Annotated in this window: 17 protein-coding genes; 9 read left to right on the top strand and 8 right to left on the bottom strand. The window is 66.4% G+C overall.

The genetic code is table 11. The features are described from left to right. The 7 genes from MAA8898_RS17245 (at window position 1) to MAA8898_RS17275 (ending at window position 9,568) form a co-directional block, all read left to right on the top strand. Complete coding sequence (locus MAA8898_RS17245; protein WP_094022266.1) at window positions 1-2,424, top strand: DNA topoisomerase IV subunit A; 2,424 nt, start codon at window positions 1-3, stop codon at window positions 2,422-2,424. Window positions 2,425-2,828: 404 nt separating this feature from the next. Beyond that, window positions 2,829-4,025 carry a DUF898 family protein gene (locus MAA8898_RS17250; RefSeq protein WP_245853450.1) on the top strand — a complete coding sequence of 399 codons (1,197 nt, stop codon included), beginning with the start codon at window positions 2,829-2,831 and terminating at the stop codon, window positions 4,023-4,025. Beyond that, the gene (locus tag MAA8898_RS17255; protein ID WP_245853452.1) at window positions 4,022-5,134 is read left to right on the top strand and encodes a M48 family metallopeptidase; all 1,113 of its coding nucleotides are present in this window, start codon (window positions 4,022-4,024) and stop codon (window positions 5,132-5,134) included. The genes MAA8898_RS17250 and MAA8898_RS17255 overlap by 4 nt, the downstream gene beginning before the upstream one ends. A 121-nt stretch (window positions 5,135-5,255) precedes the next feature. After that, window positions 5,256-6,479, top strand: coding sequence for a YjgN family protein (locus tag MAA8898_RS17260; RefSeq protein ID WP_094022267.1), 1,224 nt, complete (start codon window positions 5,256-5,258; stop codon window positions 6,477-6,479). Beyond that, a complete protein-coding gene (locus tag MAA8898_RS17265) occupies window positions 6,479-7,594 on the top strand; it encodes a M48 family metallopeptidase (RefSeq protein WP_094022268.1) in 1,116 nt (371 codons plus the stop codon). Before MAA8898_RS17260 ends, MAA8898_RS17265 begins: the two co-directional genes overlap by 1 nt. Before the next feature lie 289 nt (window positions 7,595-7,883). Next, entirely contained in the window at window positions 7,884-8,642 is a 759-nt protein-coding gene (locus MAA8898_RS17270) for an electron transfer flavoprotein subunit beta/FixA family protein (RefSeq protein ID WP_094022269.1), read from the top strand. Next, window positions 8,642-9,568: an electron transfer flavoprotein subunit alpha/FixB family protein gene (locus tag MAA8898_RS17275; RefSeq protein ID WP_094022270.1), complete on the top strand. Its 927-nt coding sequence runs from the start codon at window positions 8,642-8,644 to the stop codon at window positions 9,566-9,568. The genes MAA8898_RS17270 and MAA8898_RS17275 overlap by 1 nt, the downstream gene beginning before the upstream one ends. A gap of 74 nt (window positions 9,569-9,642) precedes the next feature. Here MAA8898_RS17275 and MAA8898_RS17280 read toward each other — a convergent pair whose 3' ends face one another. Then, window positions 9,643-10,476: a DUF6473 family protein gene (locus MAA8898_RS17280; protein WP_094022271.1), complete on the bottom strand. Its 834-nt coding sequence runs from the start codon at window positions 10,474-10,476 to the stop codon at window positions 9,643-9,645. 156 nt (window positions 10,477-10,632) lie between these two features. Here MAA8898_RS17280 and MAA8898_RS17285 point away from each other — a divergent pair, with 156 nt between their 5' ends. Continuing rightward, window positions 10,633-11,508: a 3-hydroxybutyryl-CoA dehydrogenase gene (locus MAA8898_RS17285; protein ID WP_094022272.1), complete on the top strand. Its 876-nt coding sequence runs from the start codon at window positions 10,633-10,635 to the stop codon at window positions 11,506-11,508. 45 nt (window positions 11,509-11,553) lie between these two features. Here the strand turns inward: MAA8898_RS17285 and MAA8898_RS17290 are convergent, their stop codons facing one another. The 7 genes from MAA8898_RS17290 to MAA8898_RS17320 are packed head-to-tail and all read right to left on the bottom strand — an operon-like array spanning window position 11,554 to window position 16,960. Further along, window positions 11,554-12,432 (bottom strand): lysophospholipid acyltransferase family protein, encoded by an 879-nt coding sequence (locus tag MAA8898_RS17290; protein ID WP_094022273.1) that lies wholly within the window; start codon window positions 12,430-12,432, stop codon window positions 11,554-11,556. A 44-nt stretch (window positions 12,433-12,476) separates the two neighbouring features. After that, entirely contained in the window at window positions 12,477-12,755 is a 279-nt protein-coding gene (locus MAA8898_RS17295) for an HPr family phosphocarrier protein (protein WP_094022274.1), read from the bottom strand. A gap of 33 nt (window positions 12,756-12,788) precedes the next feature. Continuing rightward, entirely contained in the window at window positions 12,789-13,187 is a 399-nt protein-coding gene (locus MAA8898_RS17300; RefSeq protein ID WP_094022275.1) for a PTS sugar transporter subunit IIA, read from the bottom strand. After that, complete coding sequence (gene rapZ / locus MAA8898_RS17305) at window positions 13,184-14,113, bottom strand: RNase adapter RapZ (RefSeq protein ID WP_094022276.1); 930 nt, start codon at window positions 14,111-14,113, stop codon at window positions 13,184-13,186. Before rapZ ends, MAA8898_RS17300 begins: the two co-directional genes overlap by 4 nt. A 2-nt stretch (window positions 14,114-14,115) precedes the next feature. Then, window positions 14,116-14,532 (bottom strand): HPr kinase/phosphorylase, encoded by a 417-nt coding sequence (locus MAA8898_RS17310; RefSeq protein ID WP_094022277.1) that lies wholly within the window; start codon window positions 14,530-14,532, stop codon window positions 14,116-14,118. Window positions 14,533-14,539: 7 nt separating this feature from the next. Continuing rightward, window positions 14,540-16,255, bottom strand: coding sequence for a sensor histidine kinase (locus tag MAA8898_RS17315; protein WP_094022278.1), 1,716 nt, complete (start codon window positions 16,253-16,255; stop codon window positions 14,540-14,542). 3 nt (window positions 16,256-16,258) lie between these two features. Beyond that, window positions 16,259-16,960, bottom strand: a complete 702-nt coding sequence (locus MAA8898_RS17320) for a response regulator transcription factor (protein WP_094022279.1) — start codon at window positions 16,958-16,960, stop codon at window positions 16,259-16,261. A gap of 324 nt (window positions 16,961-17,284) precedes the next feature. Between MAA8898_RS17320 and MAA8898_RS17325 the strand changes: the two genes are divergently transcribed. Further along, window positions 17,285-18,883, top strand: a complete 1,599-nt coding sequence (locus MAA8898_RS17325) for a phosphoenolpyruvate carboxykinase (protein ID WP_094022280.1) — start codon at window positions 17,285-17,287, stop codon at window positions 18,881-18,883. The last annotated feature ends 119 nt before the right edge of the window (window positions 18,884-19,002 follow it).

Raw genomic sequence — 19,002 nt, forward strand, 5'->3', positions numbered from 1 at the left:
ATGGATGACGACGCCGATACCCCCAACATCACCCCGCGCAACACCTCCGAGACACTGCGCCGCGCGATTGGCGAGCGCTATCTCACCTATGCGCTCAGCACAATCATGCACCGCGCCCTGCCGGACGCCCGCGACGGGCTGAAGCCGGTGCACCGCCGCATCCTCTATGCAATGCGCAGGCTGCGTCTCAGTTCCACCGGTGGCTTTCTGAAATCGGCCAAGATCAGCGGCGACACGATGGGGGATTTCCACCCGCACGGCGACGCGGCGATCTACGACGCCATGGCGCGGCTGGCGCAGGACTTCACCATCCGCTACCCGCTGGTCGACGGTCAGGGCAATTTTGGCAACATCGACGGCGACAACCCCGCCGCCTCGCGCTACACCGAAGCGCGCATGACCGTGATGTCCGAGGCGCTGATCGAAGGGCTGGACGAGAACTCGGTCGATTTCCGCCCCAACTACGACGGCCGCCTGATGGAACCCATCGTGCTGCCGGCCTCCTACCCGAACCTGCTGGCCAACGGGTCCAGCGGCATCGCGGTCGGCATGGCGACCAACATCCCGCCGCACAATATCGGCGAGTTGATCAACGCCTGCCTGCACCTGATCAAGTCGCCGAACGCGGTGGACGACACCCTGATGCAATACGTGCCGGGGCCGGATTTCCCGACCGGCGGCGTGATCGTCGAACCGGCGGACAACATCGCGCAGGCCTACCGCACCGGGCGCGGCAGCATCCGCCTGCGCGCGAAATGGCATGTCGAGGACCTGGGCCGCGGCACCTGGCAGATCGTCGTGACCGAGATCCCCTACCAGGTGCAGAAGTCCAAGCTGGTCGAACGGCTGGCCGAACTGATCCAGACCAAGAAGGTGCCGATTCTCGCCGACGTGCGCGACGAGAGCGCCGAGGACGTGCGCATGGTGCTGGAGCCGAAGTCACGCGGCGTCGATCCCGACACGCTGATGGCGATGCTGTTCCGCAACTCGGATCTGGAAATCCGCTTTTCGCTGAACATGAACGTGCTGATCGACGGCGTGACGCCCAAGGTCTGCTCGCTCAAGGAGGTGCTGCGCGCCTTCCTCGACTTCCGCCGCGAGGTGCTGATCCGCCGGGCGAAACACCGCATGGCCAAGATCGACAACCGGCTGGAGGTGCTGGAGGGGCTGATCGTCGCCTTTCTGAATCTCGACCGGGTGATCGACATCATCCGCTACGATGACGACCCCAAGGCCGCGCTGATGTACGAGGACTGGTCGAAGCCGCACCAGGCCACGATCGTCCGCGCCAACGATGAAACCGACTATGTCTCGCCGCTGGCCGGGATCGACGTCAGGACGCTGGACCTGCGCGAAGACCCGGAGGCCATCGCGCGCGGCGTGCTGGCCGATGACGGCACCGACGCCAAGGTGCCCGCCCGTTTCGTCGGCCGCTCCGAGGGGCTGTCGGACGTGCAAGCCGAGGCGATCCTCAACATGCGCCTGCGGTCGTTGCGCCGGCTGGAGGAACTGGAGCTGGTCAACGAGCGTGACGCCCTGATGGCCGAACGCGCCGACCTCGAGGACCTGCTCGACAGCGACGAGTTGCAGTGGGCGCGCATCTCCGAAGAGCTGAAGGACGTGAAGAAGAAGTTCGGCAAGGGGCTGGAGCGCGGCGCGCGCCTGACCGCCTTTGCCGAGGCGACCGAAGCCGAAGAAGTGCCGATCGAGGCGATGATCGAGCGCGAGCCGATCACCGTGGTCTGTTCGCAGATGGGCTGGATCCGCGCCATGAAGGGGCACATCGACCTGAACTCGGAGCTGAAGTTCAAGGACGGCGATGGCCCGCGCTTTACCTTCCACGCCGAAACCACGGACCGGCTGCTGGTGTTCGCCTCGACGGGGCGATTCTACACCGTCTCGGCGGCCAGCCTGCCAGGCGGGCGCGGCATGGGTGAGCCGCTGCGCCTGATGGTGGACCTGCCCAACGAGGCCGAGATCATCGACATCTTCATCCATTTGCCAGGGCGCAAGCTGCTGGTGGCCTCCGACGCGGGCGATGGCTTTGTCGTGCCCGAGGACGAGGTCATCGCCCAGACGCGCAGCGGCAAGCAGGTGCTGAACGTGCGCGCGCCGGCACGGGCGCGGGTCTGCCGTGCGGTGTCGGGCGACCATGTGGCCGTGGTGGGCGACAACCGCAAGGTGCTGGTGTTCGCGCTGGACGAACTGCCCGAGATGGGGCGCGGCAAGGGCGTGCGGCTGCAAAAGTACAAGGACGGCGGGCTGTCGGACGCGCGGACCTTCACGCTGGCCGAGGGGCTCAGCTGGCTGGACCCGGCGGGGCGCACAAGGACCGAGACCGACCTCGAGGAATGGATCGGCAAGCGCGCCAGCGCCGGTCGCATGGCGCCGCGCGGCTTTCCCCGGGACAACCGCTTTACCTGAGCGTTTCGCGCGCGAAACATCCGTTTGTTAACAGATGGTTAACCTGGCACCTCGATCCGCCCTGCAAGTCACTGCACGAACCGGGCGGGCGGCGGACCATTGGATGCCGCGCCAACGGGTGATCGGGTGCGCTCTTTCGGGACACATCCGAAGTACCCGTGCGGTGCGCGACCTCAGCAAAGCGGCAGACCGCCGGGACGGTCCGCCGCTCGCCCGGCGCCCTGCGGGCGTGTTCCGGGATTTGGGGGTGTTACCACGTCAATCCGGGCGCCTGCCCGCCCTGCTCCCTGTTGCGCCCCCGGCTGCAAAGCGCCAATCTGCGGCCAGACGGTCGAGACAGGGCGGACACCCGATTGCCAGGCGATGAAACACCCCCCGCGGCGGCCACCCCGGCCGAAACGACCTTGGCAACGCGGGAAGACCCTCTGGCCACGGCATTTTCCGGCAAACGCTGGCGCATCTTCGGCCTGACGCTGTGGACCGGCATCCTGACCGTGCTGACCCTGGGCATCTACCGGTTCTGGCAAAAGACCCGCGTGCGGCGCTGGTACTGGTCGGCGGTGCGCCCGGGCGGCCATCCTCTGGAATACGTCGGCGATCCCTGGGAAAAGCTGCTGGGCTTCCTGATCGCCGTCGTCATCCTGTCTTTCTACATCGGCATCGTGAACCTGGCGCTGATGTTCGTCAGTTTCTCGCTGTTCCAGGGCAACGTGACGGCCTACCTGCTCAGCCTGATCGGCGTCTTTCCGATCTGGTTCTATGCCCGCTACCGCGCGCGGCGTTACGTGCTGGCGCGCACCCGCTGGATGGGCCTGCGCTTTGGCCTGGAGCCGGGCGCCTGGGGCTACGCGGGCCGCGCGCTGTGGCATGGCTTCCTGACCATCATCACGCTGGGCCTCCTGTGGCCGCGCATGACCTTCTGGCTGGAGAAATACCGCACCGACCGCACATGGTTCGGCGACCACAAGATGGAACAGGGCGGCAAGTGGACGATGCTCTTTGGCGCGCTGAAATGGCATTTCGTGACGCTGGGCCTGGTTGTGCTGGCCACGCTGCTGCTGGGCGCGGGGATCGCACCGCTGGCGATCACGCTCTATGCCGTGGCCGGGCTGCTGCTGCTCTACGCCCTGGTCTACTACCGGGTCGAGACGCTGAAACGCCTGACCTCGGCCAAGCGGCTGGGCGAGATGCGGCTGCGGCTGGAGGCCAGTCCCTTTCACGTCTTCCTGATCTTCTTCTTCGGCTACCTGTCGACGCTGTTCCTGGCCTCGATCCCCACCGGCTTTCTCGCGCTGCTGTTTGTCGAGATGCAATCGCTGGGCGCGCTGGGCGGGACCGAGGTAGGCGACATCGCCCCGGCGCTGGAGGATGCCGACACCTGGGTGCTGATCGCGCTGGCGGTGATGAGCTACTTTGCCATCTTCCTGGTCTGGTCGGCGGTGTCGACCGCGCTGCTGACGCTGCCGCTGACGCGCCACTATGCGCGCAGCCTGACCATCGAAGGCGCCGACATGCTGCCCCGCATCCGCCAGCGCCCGCGTGACGAGCATGTGGAGGCCGAAGGCTTTGCCGATGCGCTGGACGTGGGGGCCTCGCTGTGATCCTGCCGCTGCACACCGGCCCGTTCGAGGCCGAGGGCCTGTATTTCGACGGTCTCACCGCCGAAGCGCGCCCCGTCACCCTGCGGATCGACGAGGACCGCCGCGCTCTGGTGGCCGAGGGGATCGACTGGCCGCTGGACGAGATCCGCGAGTTGACCGACGTGGCGGGGGCGGACCTGGTGATCCTGCGGCTGAAGGACGACGAGGTCGCCCGGCTGATCCTGAAGGACGCGTCGATCCGCCCCCGCCTGCCCAACCGCACCCGCGCCGCGCCGCTGGTCCGGCGTGGGCGGCTGATGGCCTGGGCGGTGGGGGCGGTGGCCTCGGTCGCGCTGATCCTCTTCGTGCTGGTGCCCACCATGGCCGACCAGCTGGCCGAGTTCATCCCGCCCGAGGGCGAAAAGGCGCTGGGAGAGGTGACGCTGACCCAGATCCGCGAGGCGCTGGACGAAACCGGGCTGGGGGCGCTGAGCTTCTGCACCGATCCCTACGGCGAGGCCGCGCTGAGAAAGATCGAGGCGCGGCTGGTCGCCACCATGGACCCGCCGGTCGACATCACGGTGCACGTGCTGAACCACGAGATGGTCAACGCCTTTGCGCTGCCGGGCGGGCACGTGGTGTTCTTTCGCGGGCTGCTGGACGAGGCCGGCACGCCGGAAGAAATCGCCGCCGTCTTTGCGCACGAGATCGGCCACGTGGTCAGCCGCGATCCCACCCGGCACGCGCTGCGCTCGGCCGGGTCGCTGGGGGTGCTGGGGCTGATCTTTGGCGATTTCGCCGGCGGCTTTGTCGTGCTGATGCTGACCGAACAGCTGATCCAGGCGCAATACAGCCAGGATGCCGAGGCTGCGGCGGACGGCTTTGCCCACGACATGATGCGCAAGGCGCAGATCGCGCCATCGTCGCTGGCCGCGATGTTCGAAACCTTCCGCAAGCTGGGGGGCGATGCCGAGGGCCTGCTGGCGCATTTCATGTCGCATCCGCAGCTGGGCGACCGCATCGCCGCCGCACAGGAGGCGACGCCGCCGGGCTTTGTCCCCCGCCCGCTGCTGACGCCGGCCGAATGGGCGGCGCTCAAGGACATCTGCAAGGGCGACTCGCTGTTCTGAACACCGCCTTTCCCGCCAAGGGGGCAGGCATTCCCCACTTTACCTTGGCAAACGGCTCGCCCATCGTGGTCAGGCCACACACGCAACGTCCAACATTTCCGCAGACCAAAGAGTAGAGCCGATGCATTCCGACCAGGACATTCTGACCTTCCGCTACACGGGCGAAAAAGGCCCGCTGTTCAACCTTGCCTTCAAGACCGGGCTCCTGACCGTGCTGACGGTGGGCATCTACCGCTTCTGGCAGAAGACCCGGATCCGCAAGTACATCTGGTCCTCGGTCGAGGCGGATGGCGACGGCTTCGAATACACCGGCACCGGCATCGAGAAGTTCCTGGGCTTCCTTGTCGCAGTGGTCTTCCTCGCGGTCTACATCGGCCTGGTGCAGATGGTGCTGTTCTACGTCGGCCTCAGCGTGATGGTGGACACGCAGACCGCCTCGCCGCAGGAGATGCTGGCGCAGACGCTGGCCATCTACATCACCTTCTTGGCGGTGCTGCCCTTCCTGCTGTTCGCGGTCTACCGCGCGCGGCGCTACAAGATGGCGCGCACCCGCTGGCGGGGCATCCGCTTTGGCATGGAAAAGGGCGCCTGGGGCTATGTCTGGCGCGCGCTGGGCTATTACCTGCTGGCCGCCGTCACGCTGGGCGCGCTGACCCCGCTGGCGACCTTCCGGCTGGAAAAATACATGGCCGACCGCAGCTACTATGGCTCGGGCCGCTTTGTGCAGGAGGGCAAGTGGACCGACCTCTATGCCGCGATGACGCATATCCTGATCGGCGTCGGCCTGCTGGTGGTCGGCGCGCTGCTGATCGCCGCGAGTCTGTCCGGGATCGACGCGCTGGTGGTGCTGGGCGGCATTGCGGTCTTTGTCGGCTACATCTGGACGATCGTCGGGTCGGTGATCTACAGCGTGCGGTCCTTCGGCTACCTGACCCGGAACAAGGTGCTGGATGGCGCGATCCGCTTTGACGCCGAACCGCGCGCCGGCACGGTGATCAAGACCTACATCCTGGGCGGCCTGCTGCTAAGCCTGCTGGCCTCGGTCGCCTTCGGCATCGTCGGCGCGATCTTCACCGCCTTCATCCCGATGCTGGCGGGCGGACCGGTCGGCATGGTGCAGATGGGGCTGATCTTCGGCGTCATGGCCATCGGCTACCTGGTGGCGCTGGTGCTGGTGCAGGCGCTGAGCCTGATCCTGATCACCCAGCCGATCCTGGCGCACTATATCCAGAGCGTCACCGTCCGGAACGCCTCGGCGCTGAACCGCATCGTGCAGCGCGCGGCCGAGACCGGCGTCGATGCCGAAGGCTTTGCCGATGCGCTGGACGTGGGCGGCGCGATCTGATGCAACCGGGCCAGGCGCAGTTCTTTGATGGCCTGACGGCGGGGCGGCACGACGTGCAGGTCGCCCTGACGGGGGATCGCATGGCGCTGGAGATCACCGGCGACACCCTGCCCGCTCCGCTGCGCTGGCCGCTGATGGACCTGCGCGCGCTGGCCGACACCGCGCGCAAGGACCGGCTGACCCTGACCCGCAAGGCCGAGAGCGACGACGAGGCGCCGCGCGACCCCGCCCGCCTGATCCTGCAGGATGCCGAGCTGATCGACTGGATGCGCCGCACGCGGCCCGGCCTGTTCAAGGCCGACCTGCACCCCGGCACCTGGAAAAAGCTGCTGACCTACGCCGGCGGCGCGGCGGTCGCCTCGGCGCTGATGCTGTTCGTCATCCTGCCCGCCATGGCCGACACGCTGGCGCGAATCATCCCGGTCGAGCGCGAGGTCGCCTTTGGCAAGACCGTGACCGCGCAGATGGAGCGCATTCTGGGCGCGTCCAAACTGGGCGGGCTGCGCTGCGACGACCTGGCCGGTCAGGCGGCGCTGCAAAAGATGCTGACGCGGCTGACCGACGGGCAGGAGATGCAGTACGACATCCAGCTCCAGGTCTTTGATCACGAGATGGTCAATGCCTTCGCCGCGCCCGGCGGGCAGGTGGTGATCATCGACGGGCTGTTGCAGCAGGCCAGGGGGCCGGACGAGGTGGCCGGCGTGCTGGCGCACGAGATCGCGCATGTCGAATCGCGCGACGCCACCCGGCACGCGCTGCGCACCGCCGGATCGGCCGGGCTGCTGTCGATGCTGCTGGGCGACTTCACCGGCGGCGCGGCCATCGCGCTGGTGGGCGAACACCTGATGACCGCCGCCTACACGCGCGAGGCCGAGGCCGCGGCGGACCTGTTTGCGTTGCAGATGCTGGACGACGCGGGCGTCAGCGCCATCGGCTTTGCCCGGTTTTTCGACGACCTCGACGACATCGGCATCAAACTGCCCGCCTACCTGGCGACGCATCCGGTCACCGCGCAACGCGCCGCACAGGCGCGCGGCTTTGCCGGGGCCCAGGGCGCGACCAGCCCGGTGCTGACCGATGCCGAGTGGACCGCGCTGCGCAACATCTGCCGCTAGGATTGGGCTCTCATCAGGGTGTTCACCGCTGAGAGCGTCGGCAGGCCCTTGGGTGCGGAATGTTGTCGGGACCTTTTGAACCCATCGAGCCAGCGGGCGAGATCGGCGTTGCTGCACGTCTGGCCCGGGACGGCGTTCCAGGCGCGAAACGTCCCGTCACGGCGACGCGGACAGGCCTCAACGCGACGATTTTTCGCTGTTTCCACCCGCGCGTGCAGGCTACACCACCGGGCAAGGAAACCCCGCGGGTCCGCCCGCGGCGAATTTTGACCTGAGGAGAGACACGCAGATGAAGGTCCTTGTACCCGTCAAGCGCGTGATCGACTACAACGTGAAGGTCCGCGTCAAGGCGGACGGATCGGGTGTCGATCTGGCGAACGTGAAGATGTCGATGAACCCCTTCGACGAGATTGCCGTCGAAGAGGCGATCCGCCTGAAGGAAGCCGGCAAGGCGACCGAGATCATCGCTGTTTCGATCGGCGTCAAGCAGAGCCAGGAAACCCTGCGCACCGCGCTGGCCATGGGGGCGGACCGCGCCATCCTCGTCGTCGCCGCCGATGACGTGCACAACGACATCGAGCCGCTGGCCGTGGCCAAGATCCTGGCCGCGATCGTCAAGGAAGAAGAGCCGGGCCTCGTGCTCTGCGGCAAGCAGGCGATCGACAACGACCTGGGCGCCACCGGGCAGATGCTGTCGGCGCTGCTGGGCTGGTCGCAGGCCATGTACGCCAACAAGGTGGACGTCGAGGGCGACCATGCCGTGGTGACCCGCGAGGTCGATGGCGGCCTGCAGACCATCAAGGTCAAGATGCCGACCATCATCTCGACCGACCTGCGCCTGAACGAGCCGCGCTATGCCTCGCTGCCGAACATCATGAAGGCCAAGAAAAAGCCGCTGGATGAAAAGACCGCCGCCGACTACGGCGTCGACGTCGCGCCGCGGCTGGAGATCGTCAAGACCACGGAACCGGCGTCGCGTGCGGCGGGCGAGATCGTCAAGTCGGTCGACGAACTGGTGGCGAAGCTGAAAGAGAAGGGGATCGTCTGATGGCCGTTCTGCTGATTGCCGAGATTACCGATGGCGCGCTGTCGATGGACGCGACCGCCAAGACCGTGACCGCCGCCAAGGCGCTGGGCGACGTGACCGTGCTGGCCGCCGGTGCCTCGGCCAAGGCCGCCGCCGCCGAGGCCGCGACCATCCAGGGCGTGTCCAGGGTGCTGGTCGCCGAAGACGCGATCTACGGCCACCGCCTGGCCGAGCCTGTTTCGGCGCTGATCGCCTCGATGGCGGGGGACTATTCGCACATCGTCGCGCCCGCCACGACCGACGCCAAGAACATCCTGCCGCGCGTCGCCGCGCTGCTGGACGTCATGGTGCTGACCGACGTCACAGCCGTGGTGGACGCCGACACGTTTGAGCGCCCGATCTACGCCGGCAACGCGATCCAGACCGTGAAGTCGAAGGACGCGAAAAAGGTCATCACCTTCCGCACCTCGACCTTCGAGGCGGCCGCCACCGGCGGATCCGCCCCCGTCGAGGATCTCGCCTCGGGCGACAACCCGGGCCTGTCCGAATGGATCGAGGACAAGGTGGCGGAAAGCGATCGCCCCGAGCTGACCTCGGCCGGGATCGTCGTGTCGGGTGGCCGCGGCGTGGGGTCGCAGGCAGACTTTGCCCTGATCGAGAAGCTGGCCGACAAGCTGGGCGCCGCAGTGGGCGCATCCCGCGCCGCCGTGGACTCGGGCTTTGCCCCGAACGACTGGCAGGTAGGCCAGACCGGCAAGGTCGTGGCGCCGAATCTCTACGTCGCCGTGGGCATCTCGGGCGCGATCCAGCACCTGGCTGGCATGAAGGACAGCAAGGTCATCGTCGCCATCAACAAGGACGAGGAGGCGCCGATCTTTCAGGTGGCCGACTACGGGCTTGTGGCGGACCTGTTCACGGCCGTGCCGGAACTGACCGAAAAGCTGTGAGGCGCCCGGTGGGTTGAAAACCCACCCTACCCCGTGATCGAAAGGCCCGCCCCTACCGGCGGGCCTTTTTCCGTTCAGACCGGCCCGACCAGGGAGGCCAGCACCGGCTCCAGCGCCGCGACCACTTCGTCATGCGCCAGGGGTCCCATGAGTTCGGCCGCCGCGCAGGCTTCGAAATCGCTGAAGACCATGCCGTTCGTGCCCTCCATCCGCGCCTCGGCAGTGGCCACGACCTCGACCACCCGCTTTACCCGCGGGCGCAGCGTCTCGATCATGTCGCGGTTCACGAACAGCGGATCGCCCTCCAGCGTGGCGGGGATCTCCGTCGGCACCGGATGATCGGCGAACCACAAGAGCACCGCCGGCCCCCGCATCTGCGTCAGCAGGTGCTTCATCCGGGCGGTCCAGGCCATGCGCAGCTCATCCACCACCTTGCCAAAGCGCTCCTGCGAGATCTCCGCCAGGCGGCCCAGCATGTGCCGGACAAAGTGGAACTCGGTGAAGTCCACCTCGGGGTACAGCCCCTGAAGCCGTTCGGACGCGCGCAGGAACCTGTCGTTCCGGCGCGGATGCACGGAATAGTAGCGGTTCGACAGGTTCTGTGCGCCCATGACCTGGATCACCTTGGCGTCCGCTTCGGACAGGATCTCCATCACCGCGGGGTCGTTCAGGTACAGATCGACCCCGGCGTTGACCACGCCGAAATTGGCGCAGGCGACCTTGACCCGCTGTTCCAGCAGGACTGGAAAGGGCGTTTCGATGAACCGCCCATAGGTTTCGGTCCCGCCCAGGAAGGCCACGTAGGGGCCATCCAGCTGCCGCCGCGGACCGCGGAACAGCACGCGTGACGTGCCGTAGCGGCACGGATAGTATTCAAGGGCCCCATGGCCCCCGCCATGTACAGACATTTCACCCACCTCATATTCTCACCCACAGAGGAGAATCGGGCAAAGCTCTTGCCATTTCGCTAATGCGACAATGCGAGTCGAATGCCCCCGGTCCGGGCGGTCTTGCAGCGCTTCGCGGCGCGGTCCATGGTGGCGCGGGCAACAAAGGACAGGGCCATGGAGATCAAGTCGGTCGGCATCGTGGGCGCGGGGCAAATGGGCAACGGCATCGCGCATGTGATGGCGCTGGCGGGCTATGAGGTCTGCCTCAACGACATCAGCGCCGAGGCGCTGGACAACGCCGTGCAGCTGATCCGCAGGAACCTGGACCGCCAGGTCAGCCGCGAAAAGATCAGCGCCGAGGATCGCGACGCCGCCATGGCCCGCATCCGCACCACGCAGGCGCTGGCCGACGTGGGCAAGACCGACCTGGTGATCGAGGCCGCGACCGAGAACGAGGCCGTCAAGAACAAGATCTTTGCCGCGCTGGTGCCCGAACTGCTGCCGCACACCATCCTGACCTCGAACACCTCGTCGATCTCGATCACCCGGCTGGCCTCGCGCACCGACCGGCCGGAAAGGTTCATGGGCTTCCACTTCATGAACCCGGTGCCGCTGATGAAGCTGGTCGAGCTGATCCGCGGCATCGCCACCGACCGCGAAACCTACGACAGCTGCCTCGCGGTGGTCGAGCGGCTGGACAAGACCGCCGCCAGCGCCGAGGATTTTCCCGCCTTCATCGTCAACCGTATCCTGATCCCGATGATCAACGAAGCCTGCTACACGCTGTACGAAGGCGTGGGCAACGTGCAGTCGATCGACATGGCGCTGAAGCTGGGCGCGAACCACCCGATGGGGCCGCTGGAGCTGGCCGATTTCATCGGGCTGGACACCTGCCTGGCGATCATGAACGTGCTGCACGACGGGCTGGCCGACACGAAATACCGCCCCTGCCCGCTGCTGACAAAGTACGTCGAGGCCGGCTGGCTGGGCCGCAAGACGCAGCGCGGATTCTACGATTACCGCGGCGAGGTGCCGGTGCCGACGCGCTGACCGCAACCCAATGGGTAGGGTGGGTTTTCAACCCACCGCCCGCGCTCAATCCTCGCGCAGCGCCAGGGTCCGGTCCCGCAGCCAGGCCACGAATTCGCGCTGACCGCCGTCAAAGCCGCTGACCTCCTGCGGGGTGATCGGCACGCCCACGACGGGTTTCTGCGGCCGGCGGCAGGCATGCACCACCTCGTGGATCAGCAAACCCTGACGGATCGTTGCCGACACCCGGTTGGCGATCTGGTAGACGCGGCTGTTCTGGCCGGGAAAGAAGACCGGCACCACCGTCGCGCCGGAGCGCTGGATCATCTTGGCGGTGAACGGGTTCCAGCTGCGCTCGACCGCCGGCCCCCACCAGCTGTCCGACGAGGCGACGACCCCGGACGGAAACAGCACGATCACTCCGCCCGCCCGCAGATGCGCCATCGCCTGCGCCCGCATTTCGAGCCCTTGCTCGCGCGCGTCGTCTTCGTGCGGGAAGGGCACGGGGATCATGAATTCCTCGATCTCGCTGACCCCGGTCAGCAACGAGCGCGTCAGTATCTTGTAATCGGTGCGCACCCGGCCGATCAATTCTGCCAGCACCATGCCGTCGACCAGGCCATGCGGATGGTTGGCGACGATCACCACAGGCCCTTTGGCCGGGATCCGGGCAATCTGCTCGGGCGGGGTCAGCAGGTCGATGCCCATGATGCCCAGCGCCTGACTCCAGAACGCCTGCCCCTCGACCGGGCCCAGCCGTTCGAACCGGCGCACCATGCGCAGCATCGGGATCTTGCCGGTCAGCCACTCCAGCGTGCGGATCGTGTTCGCCTTCCACGGGTTGGGAAAGGTGTTCGCGTAGCTGACCTTGCGCTTGTCGAATGGTGCGGGATTCCTGGACACGCTCCGCCCCCTCAGGGATGTCGATTGGGTGCTGTCGACCATGCGCCTGTCACTGTCCCGCTCAAGCCAAGGCCCGGGCGCCGGACCTAATTGTCTTCTCCGAAACGGTCCGCGACCAGCGCTTCGACCGCATCGGCCAGCGCCTCGGCATCCGGTCCAGAGGTTTGAACCTCAATAGTGGTTCCTTTGGCGGCTGCCAACATCAAAAGCCCCATGATGCTGTCGCCGCTGGCCGACTGACCGTCGCGGCTGACCTCGGCCCGGGCGTCGAAACCTTCGACAACCTCGACCAGCTTGGCCGAAGCGCGGGCGTGCAGGCCCTTTTCGTTGATGATCTTCAGGGCGCGGCGGACGGTGGAGGTCATGGGTGGGGGTATTCCTTGGGGCAGACAGCGCGCTCAGGGGGCCTCGGGCGGAATGTTCTGGCTGTCGATGTACTTGCGCCCGGCTTCGAGGGCGTGGCGCACGGCCTCGGGGACCGGCAGGTGGCGGCTCTTGGTGAGCTTGATCAGCAGCGGCAGGTTGGCACCGTAGAGGATGCGACGGTTGTCCGGGCGGCAGGCGTTCAGCGACAGGTTCGACGGCGAACCGCCGAACATGTCGGTCACGATCACCACACCGCCGCCGGTGTCGACGGCATCCGCGGCGGCGCTGATCTCGGCCTGTTTCTGCGCCCGGTCGGCGTCCGCCTCGATCGAGATGGCCTGCATGCCGGGCTGGTGGCCGACCACATGTTCGACCGCGGCCAGATACTCGCGGGCCAGCCCCCCGTGCGCGACAATGACGATCCCGATCACCCGGACACCTTTCCACTCAAGCCGACCATTCGGTCGGACGTCGGCGCCGCCCCTCGCCGCTCCAGTTCGCGGTGCCTAATTGACACCCGCCAGCCTTCCGGCGCAAGGGCCGCCGCGACGTTTTCCGTGACGGCAACCGACCGGTGTTTGCCCCCGGTACAGCCGAAACCGATCGCGAAATGCGCCTTTCCCTCGGCGATGCAGGCGGGCAGGACCAGCAGCAACAACCCAAGGGTCCGGTCGATGAACTCCTGGTAGTGCGGATCGCCGGCCACGAACTGCGCCACCTCGGGATCGAGCCCGGTGAAGGGGCGCAGGTCCGGCTTCCAGTGCGGGTTGCGCAGGAACCGGCAGTCCAGCACCATGTCCAGCCCCTGGGGCAGGCCCCGCTTGTAGGAAAAGCTCTGGACCGAGACGGCCATGCCCTGCCCGGTGGTTGCGCCGAACCAGCCCTCCATCTCGGCGCGCAGGTCATGCACCGTCATTTCCGAGGTGTCGATCAGGATGTCGGCCCGGTTGCGGACGTCGGTCAGCAGCGCCTTTTCCCGCACCACGCCATCGCCCGGCGTTTCGTCCGGGGCCAGCGGGTGGCGGCGGCGCGTTTCGGAATAGCGGCGCACCAGCACCTCGGTCGAACAGTCGACATACAGCAGGTCGACCGGCGCGTTCAGCCGCTCGGTCAGCGTCTCGTAGAGCTGCATCAGCCCTTCGGCGCTGAAATCGCGGTTGCGCACGTCGATGCCCAGCGCCAGCGGGCGGGCCGATGGCAGGTCGCCATCCAGCAGGCGCGGGATCAGGCTGAGCGGGATATTGTCGATGGTTTCAAAGCCCAGATCCTCCAGCACGTTGATCGCACTGGACCGCCCGGCGCCCGAGGGGCCGGTGACAAAGACGATGCGTGCGTTTCCGGGGATCCTCTGGCCCATGACTACTCTCGACGACTGGCCTTTAGATATTGCAGAAGCTGCGCGGGAAAATACTGCGACGCAGAATTGTGAAGCAATGGGATATCCACTCCCAGCAGCCGGACCGCCCGGATGGGCGGCAAGCGGTGCGTTTCCGCCACATCCAGGTCCAGCACGGCGGCCAGGGGCACATTCCCGGCGGCCTCGGCGGTCAGGAGGCCAAGCCCACGCGCCTCGATCAGGCCGCGGATCGCCTCGGGGGCGTCCAGGCGCAGGCCGTCCCCGACCCGGCGGACGATGGTCCGGTCATCGGCGACGAGGGTTGCGCCCCGCGCCATGAGCTCCAGCGCGAGGCCGGACTTGCCGCTGCCAGAGGCACCGCGGATCAGCAGGCCGCGCCCTGCCACGGCAACCGACGTGGCGTGCAGCACCGTCTGCATGACCGGGTCAGACCGGCAGGCCGACCACGAAACGCGCGCCCAGCGGCTCCGAGGTCACGTCGGCCTCGGTCGGGCGGATGTTCTCGGCCCAGATCACGCCGCCGTGCGCCTCGACGATCTGCTTGGAGATCGCCAGCCCGAGGCCCGAGTTGTTGCCGAAATCCTGCTGCGGCCGCGAGGTGTAGAAGCGCTTGAAGATCTTCTGCAGCGCCTCTTCGGGGATGCCGGGGCCGGTGTCCTCGACCACCACGAGCACGCGATTGTCACGCCGCCGCGCCCAGACGCGGATCGCGTCGCCATCCTCGCAAAAGCTGGTGGCATTGGTGATCAGGTTGATGAACACCTGCGCCAGGCGCGGCTCCAGCCCGGTGATGACAACCGGTTTCTTGGGCAGGTCGGTGATGAACTCGATGCCCTTCTTGCGCGCGTCCTGGCCCAGGATCTCCGTCAGGTTGCCCAGCATGTCGAGCAGGTTGAACTCCTGCTCCTCTTCCTTGACCAGTTCCGCGTCCAGCCGCGAGGCGTTGGAGATGTCGCTGACCAGCCGGTCCAGCCTGCGCACGTCATGTTCGATCACGTCCAGCAGCTTGGTCCGGTGCTCTTCCTTCTTGACCATGCGCAGGCTGCCCACCGCCGAGCTCAGCGAGGCGAGCGGGTTCTTGATCTCGTGCGAGACGTCGGCGGCGAATTGTTCGTTCGCGTCGATCCGGTCGTAGAGCGCGCCGACCATGCCGCGCAACGCGCCCGACAGGCGGCCGATCTCGTCGGGGCGCGCGGTCAGGTCGGGGATGCGGACGCGGCCCGGGGTGCGGGCTCGGCGGTTGCGATCACGGCCGATCTCGGCCGCGTCGGCAAGGTCGGAGATCGGGTTGGCGATGGTCGAGGCCAGCACCAGCGACAGGCCGATCGAGACCAGCGTGGCGATGACGAACATCTGCAAGACACGTTCACGCTCGGTCTTGACCGCGGCGTCGATCTCGGCCGCCGGAGAGACCAGCGCGATGGTGCCGATCAGCCGGTCACCCTGCCGGATCGGGCTGAAGGCGAAAAACAGCGTCAGGCCCTCGCCACCCGCGGTCTCGACCCGCGTCCTGGCCGGATCGCCGGCCTCGATGGCGCGGCGCAGCTGGTCCTCGAGCACGAGTTCGGGGCCGCTCGCGGGATTGAACAGGCCCGCCACGCCGTCCCAGACCGTGTTGAGGAAGTCCGAGATCAGCGTCGGCTGGTCTTCCTCCACCGCGGGGATGAGCGGTGCGAGGTTGCCCTGCGTCTCGCCGACCAGGAAGCTGGCGCTGTCGAAGACCATCAGCGTGACGCCGTCGCGCAGGTCGATCCCGGCGACGGTGGCGTCCACGTCGATCCCGTCCCCGGTGCCCAGGTTGACCGGCGCACCGGTGGGCAGCTGCGCCTCGAACACGTCGGCGATCAGCTCGACCTCGGCGGCCAGCGCGTTGACCCGCTGCACCGCCAGGGTATCGCGCGACGCGTTCAGCCAGAGGATCCCGGCCACCAACACGTTGAGCGCGATGAGGTTGAAGGTGATGATCTTGCGCGCCAGCGGCGAGCGGTTCAGCGTGAACAGACCCCGCCGCGCACGGCTGTCGCGCAGCTCCTTCTCGACGGTGCTTTGCGGCGCGACCCAATCGTCACCAAGCACGACGTCGGCATCCCGGCGCGCGCCCTCGCGATCGTTCTGCACGGGGATCTGTTCGGCCAGGGCCATCCCTTACTCTTCGTTGTACCGGTAACCGATGCCATACAGCGTCTCGATCGCCGAGAACTCCGTATCGACGGTGCGCATCTTCTTGCGCAGGCGCTTGATGTGGCTGTCGATGGTCCGGTCGTCGACATAGACCTGGTCGTCATAGGCGACGTCCATCAGCTGATCGCGCGACTTGACGAAGCCGGGGCGTTGCGCCAGCGCCTGCAGCAGCAGGAACTCGGTCACGGTCAGCGACACGTCCAGCCCCTTCCAGGTCACGGCATGGCGCAGCGGGTCCATGGTCAGCGATCCGCGCACCATCAGCTTGGTCTCTTCGGTGTCGCCCACCGCGTCGCCGGCCACCGCTTCCTGCCGGCGCAGCAGCGCGCGGATGCGCTCCACCAGCAGGCGCTGCGAGAAGGGTTTCTTGACGTAGTCGTCCGCGCCCATGCGCAGGCCGAGCACCTCGTCGATCTCGTCGTCCTTGGAGGTCAGAAAGATCACCGGCATCTTCGATTTCTGCCGCACCCGCTGCAGCAGGTCCATGCCGTCCATGCGCGGCATCTTGATGTCGAAGACGGCCATGTCGGGCATCTTCTTGTTGAAGGCGTCTAGCGCCGCCTGACCGTCGTTGTAGGTCTCCACCTCGAACCCCTCCGCCTCGAGGGTCATCGATACGGATGTCAGGATATTCCTGTCATCGTCCACAAGGGCGATTTTTGACATTGTTCTGTCCTTGTACTGCTCTGGTTGCCTGTTTTTTTCCGACTATCAGCGATTTTCCGCTTTACAGCAACGCCAATCTGCGAATCAGGCGACCCTCCTGTCCTCAGGTGACGCGAATTTGGCAAAGGAATGGCTAAAAAGCCTCACCTGTTTCCATTGCATTCACAACGTCTGGGCATGGTATCGCTAATCCGGCTCTTGATAGCGCAAACTGCGCACATGCGTCCTGTTCATGCCGGAAAGCGACGTGTTAAGAGTTCAGACACCGGCAGATTTCGACGCCGGTTCGCATTCTCGAACAGTGCTGCGACAGGAGCAAGGCAGATGACATTTGGACGGGTGAACCCGCAGTTCCGGCTTGAAGATCAAGGGATCGAAGGGCTCGGCAATGTCTATTACAACCTCATGGAGCCAGCGCTGATCGAAGCGGCTCTGAAACGCGGCGAAGGGACGCTGGGCAAGGGCGGCGCGTTTCTCGTGACCACGGGCAAGTACACGGGCCGGTCGCCCAAGGACAAGTTCGTCGTCCGCACCCCCGCGGTCGAAAACACCATCTGGTGGGAAAACAACCAGCCGATGGAGGCCGGCGCCTTTGACCTGCTGCACGCCGACATGCTGGAGCACATGAAGGGCCGCGACTACTACGTGCAGGACCTCGTCGGCGGCGCCGACCCGGCCAATGCCATCGACGTGCGGGTGATTTCCGAACTGGCCTGGCACAACCTGTTCATCCGCCACATGCTGCGCCGCCCCGACCGCGAGGACCTGGACAGCTTTACCGCCGATTACACCATCATCAACTGTCCCAGCTTCAAGGCCGATCCGGCCCGGCACGGCTGCCGCACAGAGACGGTGATCGCGCTGAACTTCGACAAGAAGCTGATCCTGATCGGCAACACCGAATACGCCGGCGAAAACAAGAAGTCGGTCTTTACCCTGCTGAACTACATCCTGCCCGGCAAGGGCATCATGGCGATGCACTGTTCGGCCAACCATGCGCCCAACAACCCGGTCGACACCGCCGTGTTCTTTGGCCTGTCGGGCACCGGCAAGACGACCCTGTCGGCCGACCCCGCGCGCGTGCTGATCGGCGACGACGAACACGGCTGGTCGGACCGCGGCACCTTCAACTTCGAAGGCGGCTGCTATGCCAAGACCATCAACCTGTCGCCCGAGGCCGAGCCGGAAATCTACGCCACCACGCAGATGTTCGGCACCGTGATCGAAAACATGGTCTACGATCCGGAGACCTTCGAGCTCGACTTCGAGGACGACAGCCTGACCGCGAACATGCGCTGCGCCTACCCGCTTCACTACATCTCCAACGCGTCCAGGTCGGCGCTGGGCGGTCACCCCAAGAACATCATCATGCTGACCTGCGATGCCTTCGGCGTGCTGCCGCCGATCGCGCGGCTGACCCCGGCGCAGGCGATGTACCACTTCCTGTCCGGCTTCACCTCCAAGGTGGCCGGGACCGAGCGCGGCGTGACCGAGCCCGAGCCGACCTTCAGCACCTGCTTTGGCGCGCCCTTCATGCCGCGCCGCCCCGAGGTCTACGGCAACCTGCTGCGCGACAAGATCGCCAAGCACGGCGCAACCTGCTGGCTGGTCAACACCGGCTGGACCGGCGGCGCCTACGGCACCGGCTCGCGCATGCCGATCAAGGCGACCCGCGCGCTGCTGCATGCCGCGCTGGAGGGCAAGCTGGCCAATGCCGAGTTCCGCAAGGACCCGAACTTTGGCTTCGAGGTGCCGGTCCATGTCGAGGGCGTGCCCGAACTGCTGCTGGACCCGCGCAAGACCTGGGAAGACAAGGCCGCCTACGACGCGCAGGCCGCCAAGCTGGTGCACATGTTCGCCGACAACTTCGAACAGTACGTGCCCTATATCGACGATGACGTGAAGGCCGTCGCCATCGGCTGACCTGGTCGCGGCAGCGTCGAAAAGCCCTCCCTCACGGGGGGCTTTTTTCGTTTCAAGAGGCGGCGGGGTCGGCATATCCTGCCCCTGCGCCCACTTCGGATACATGCTAGACTGGCGAT

This window comes from Antarctobacter aquimaris, from assembly GCF_900184945.1.
GTDB classification, from domain to species: Bacteria; Pseudomonadota; Alphaproteobacteria; order Rhodobacterales; family Rhodobacteraceae; genus Maliponia; species Maliponia aquimaris.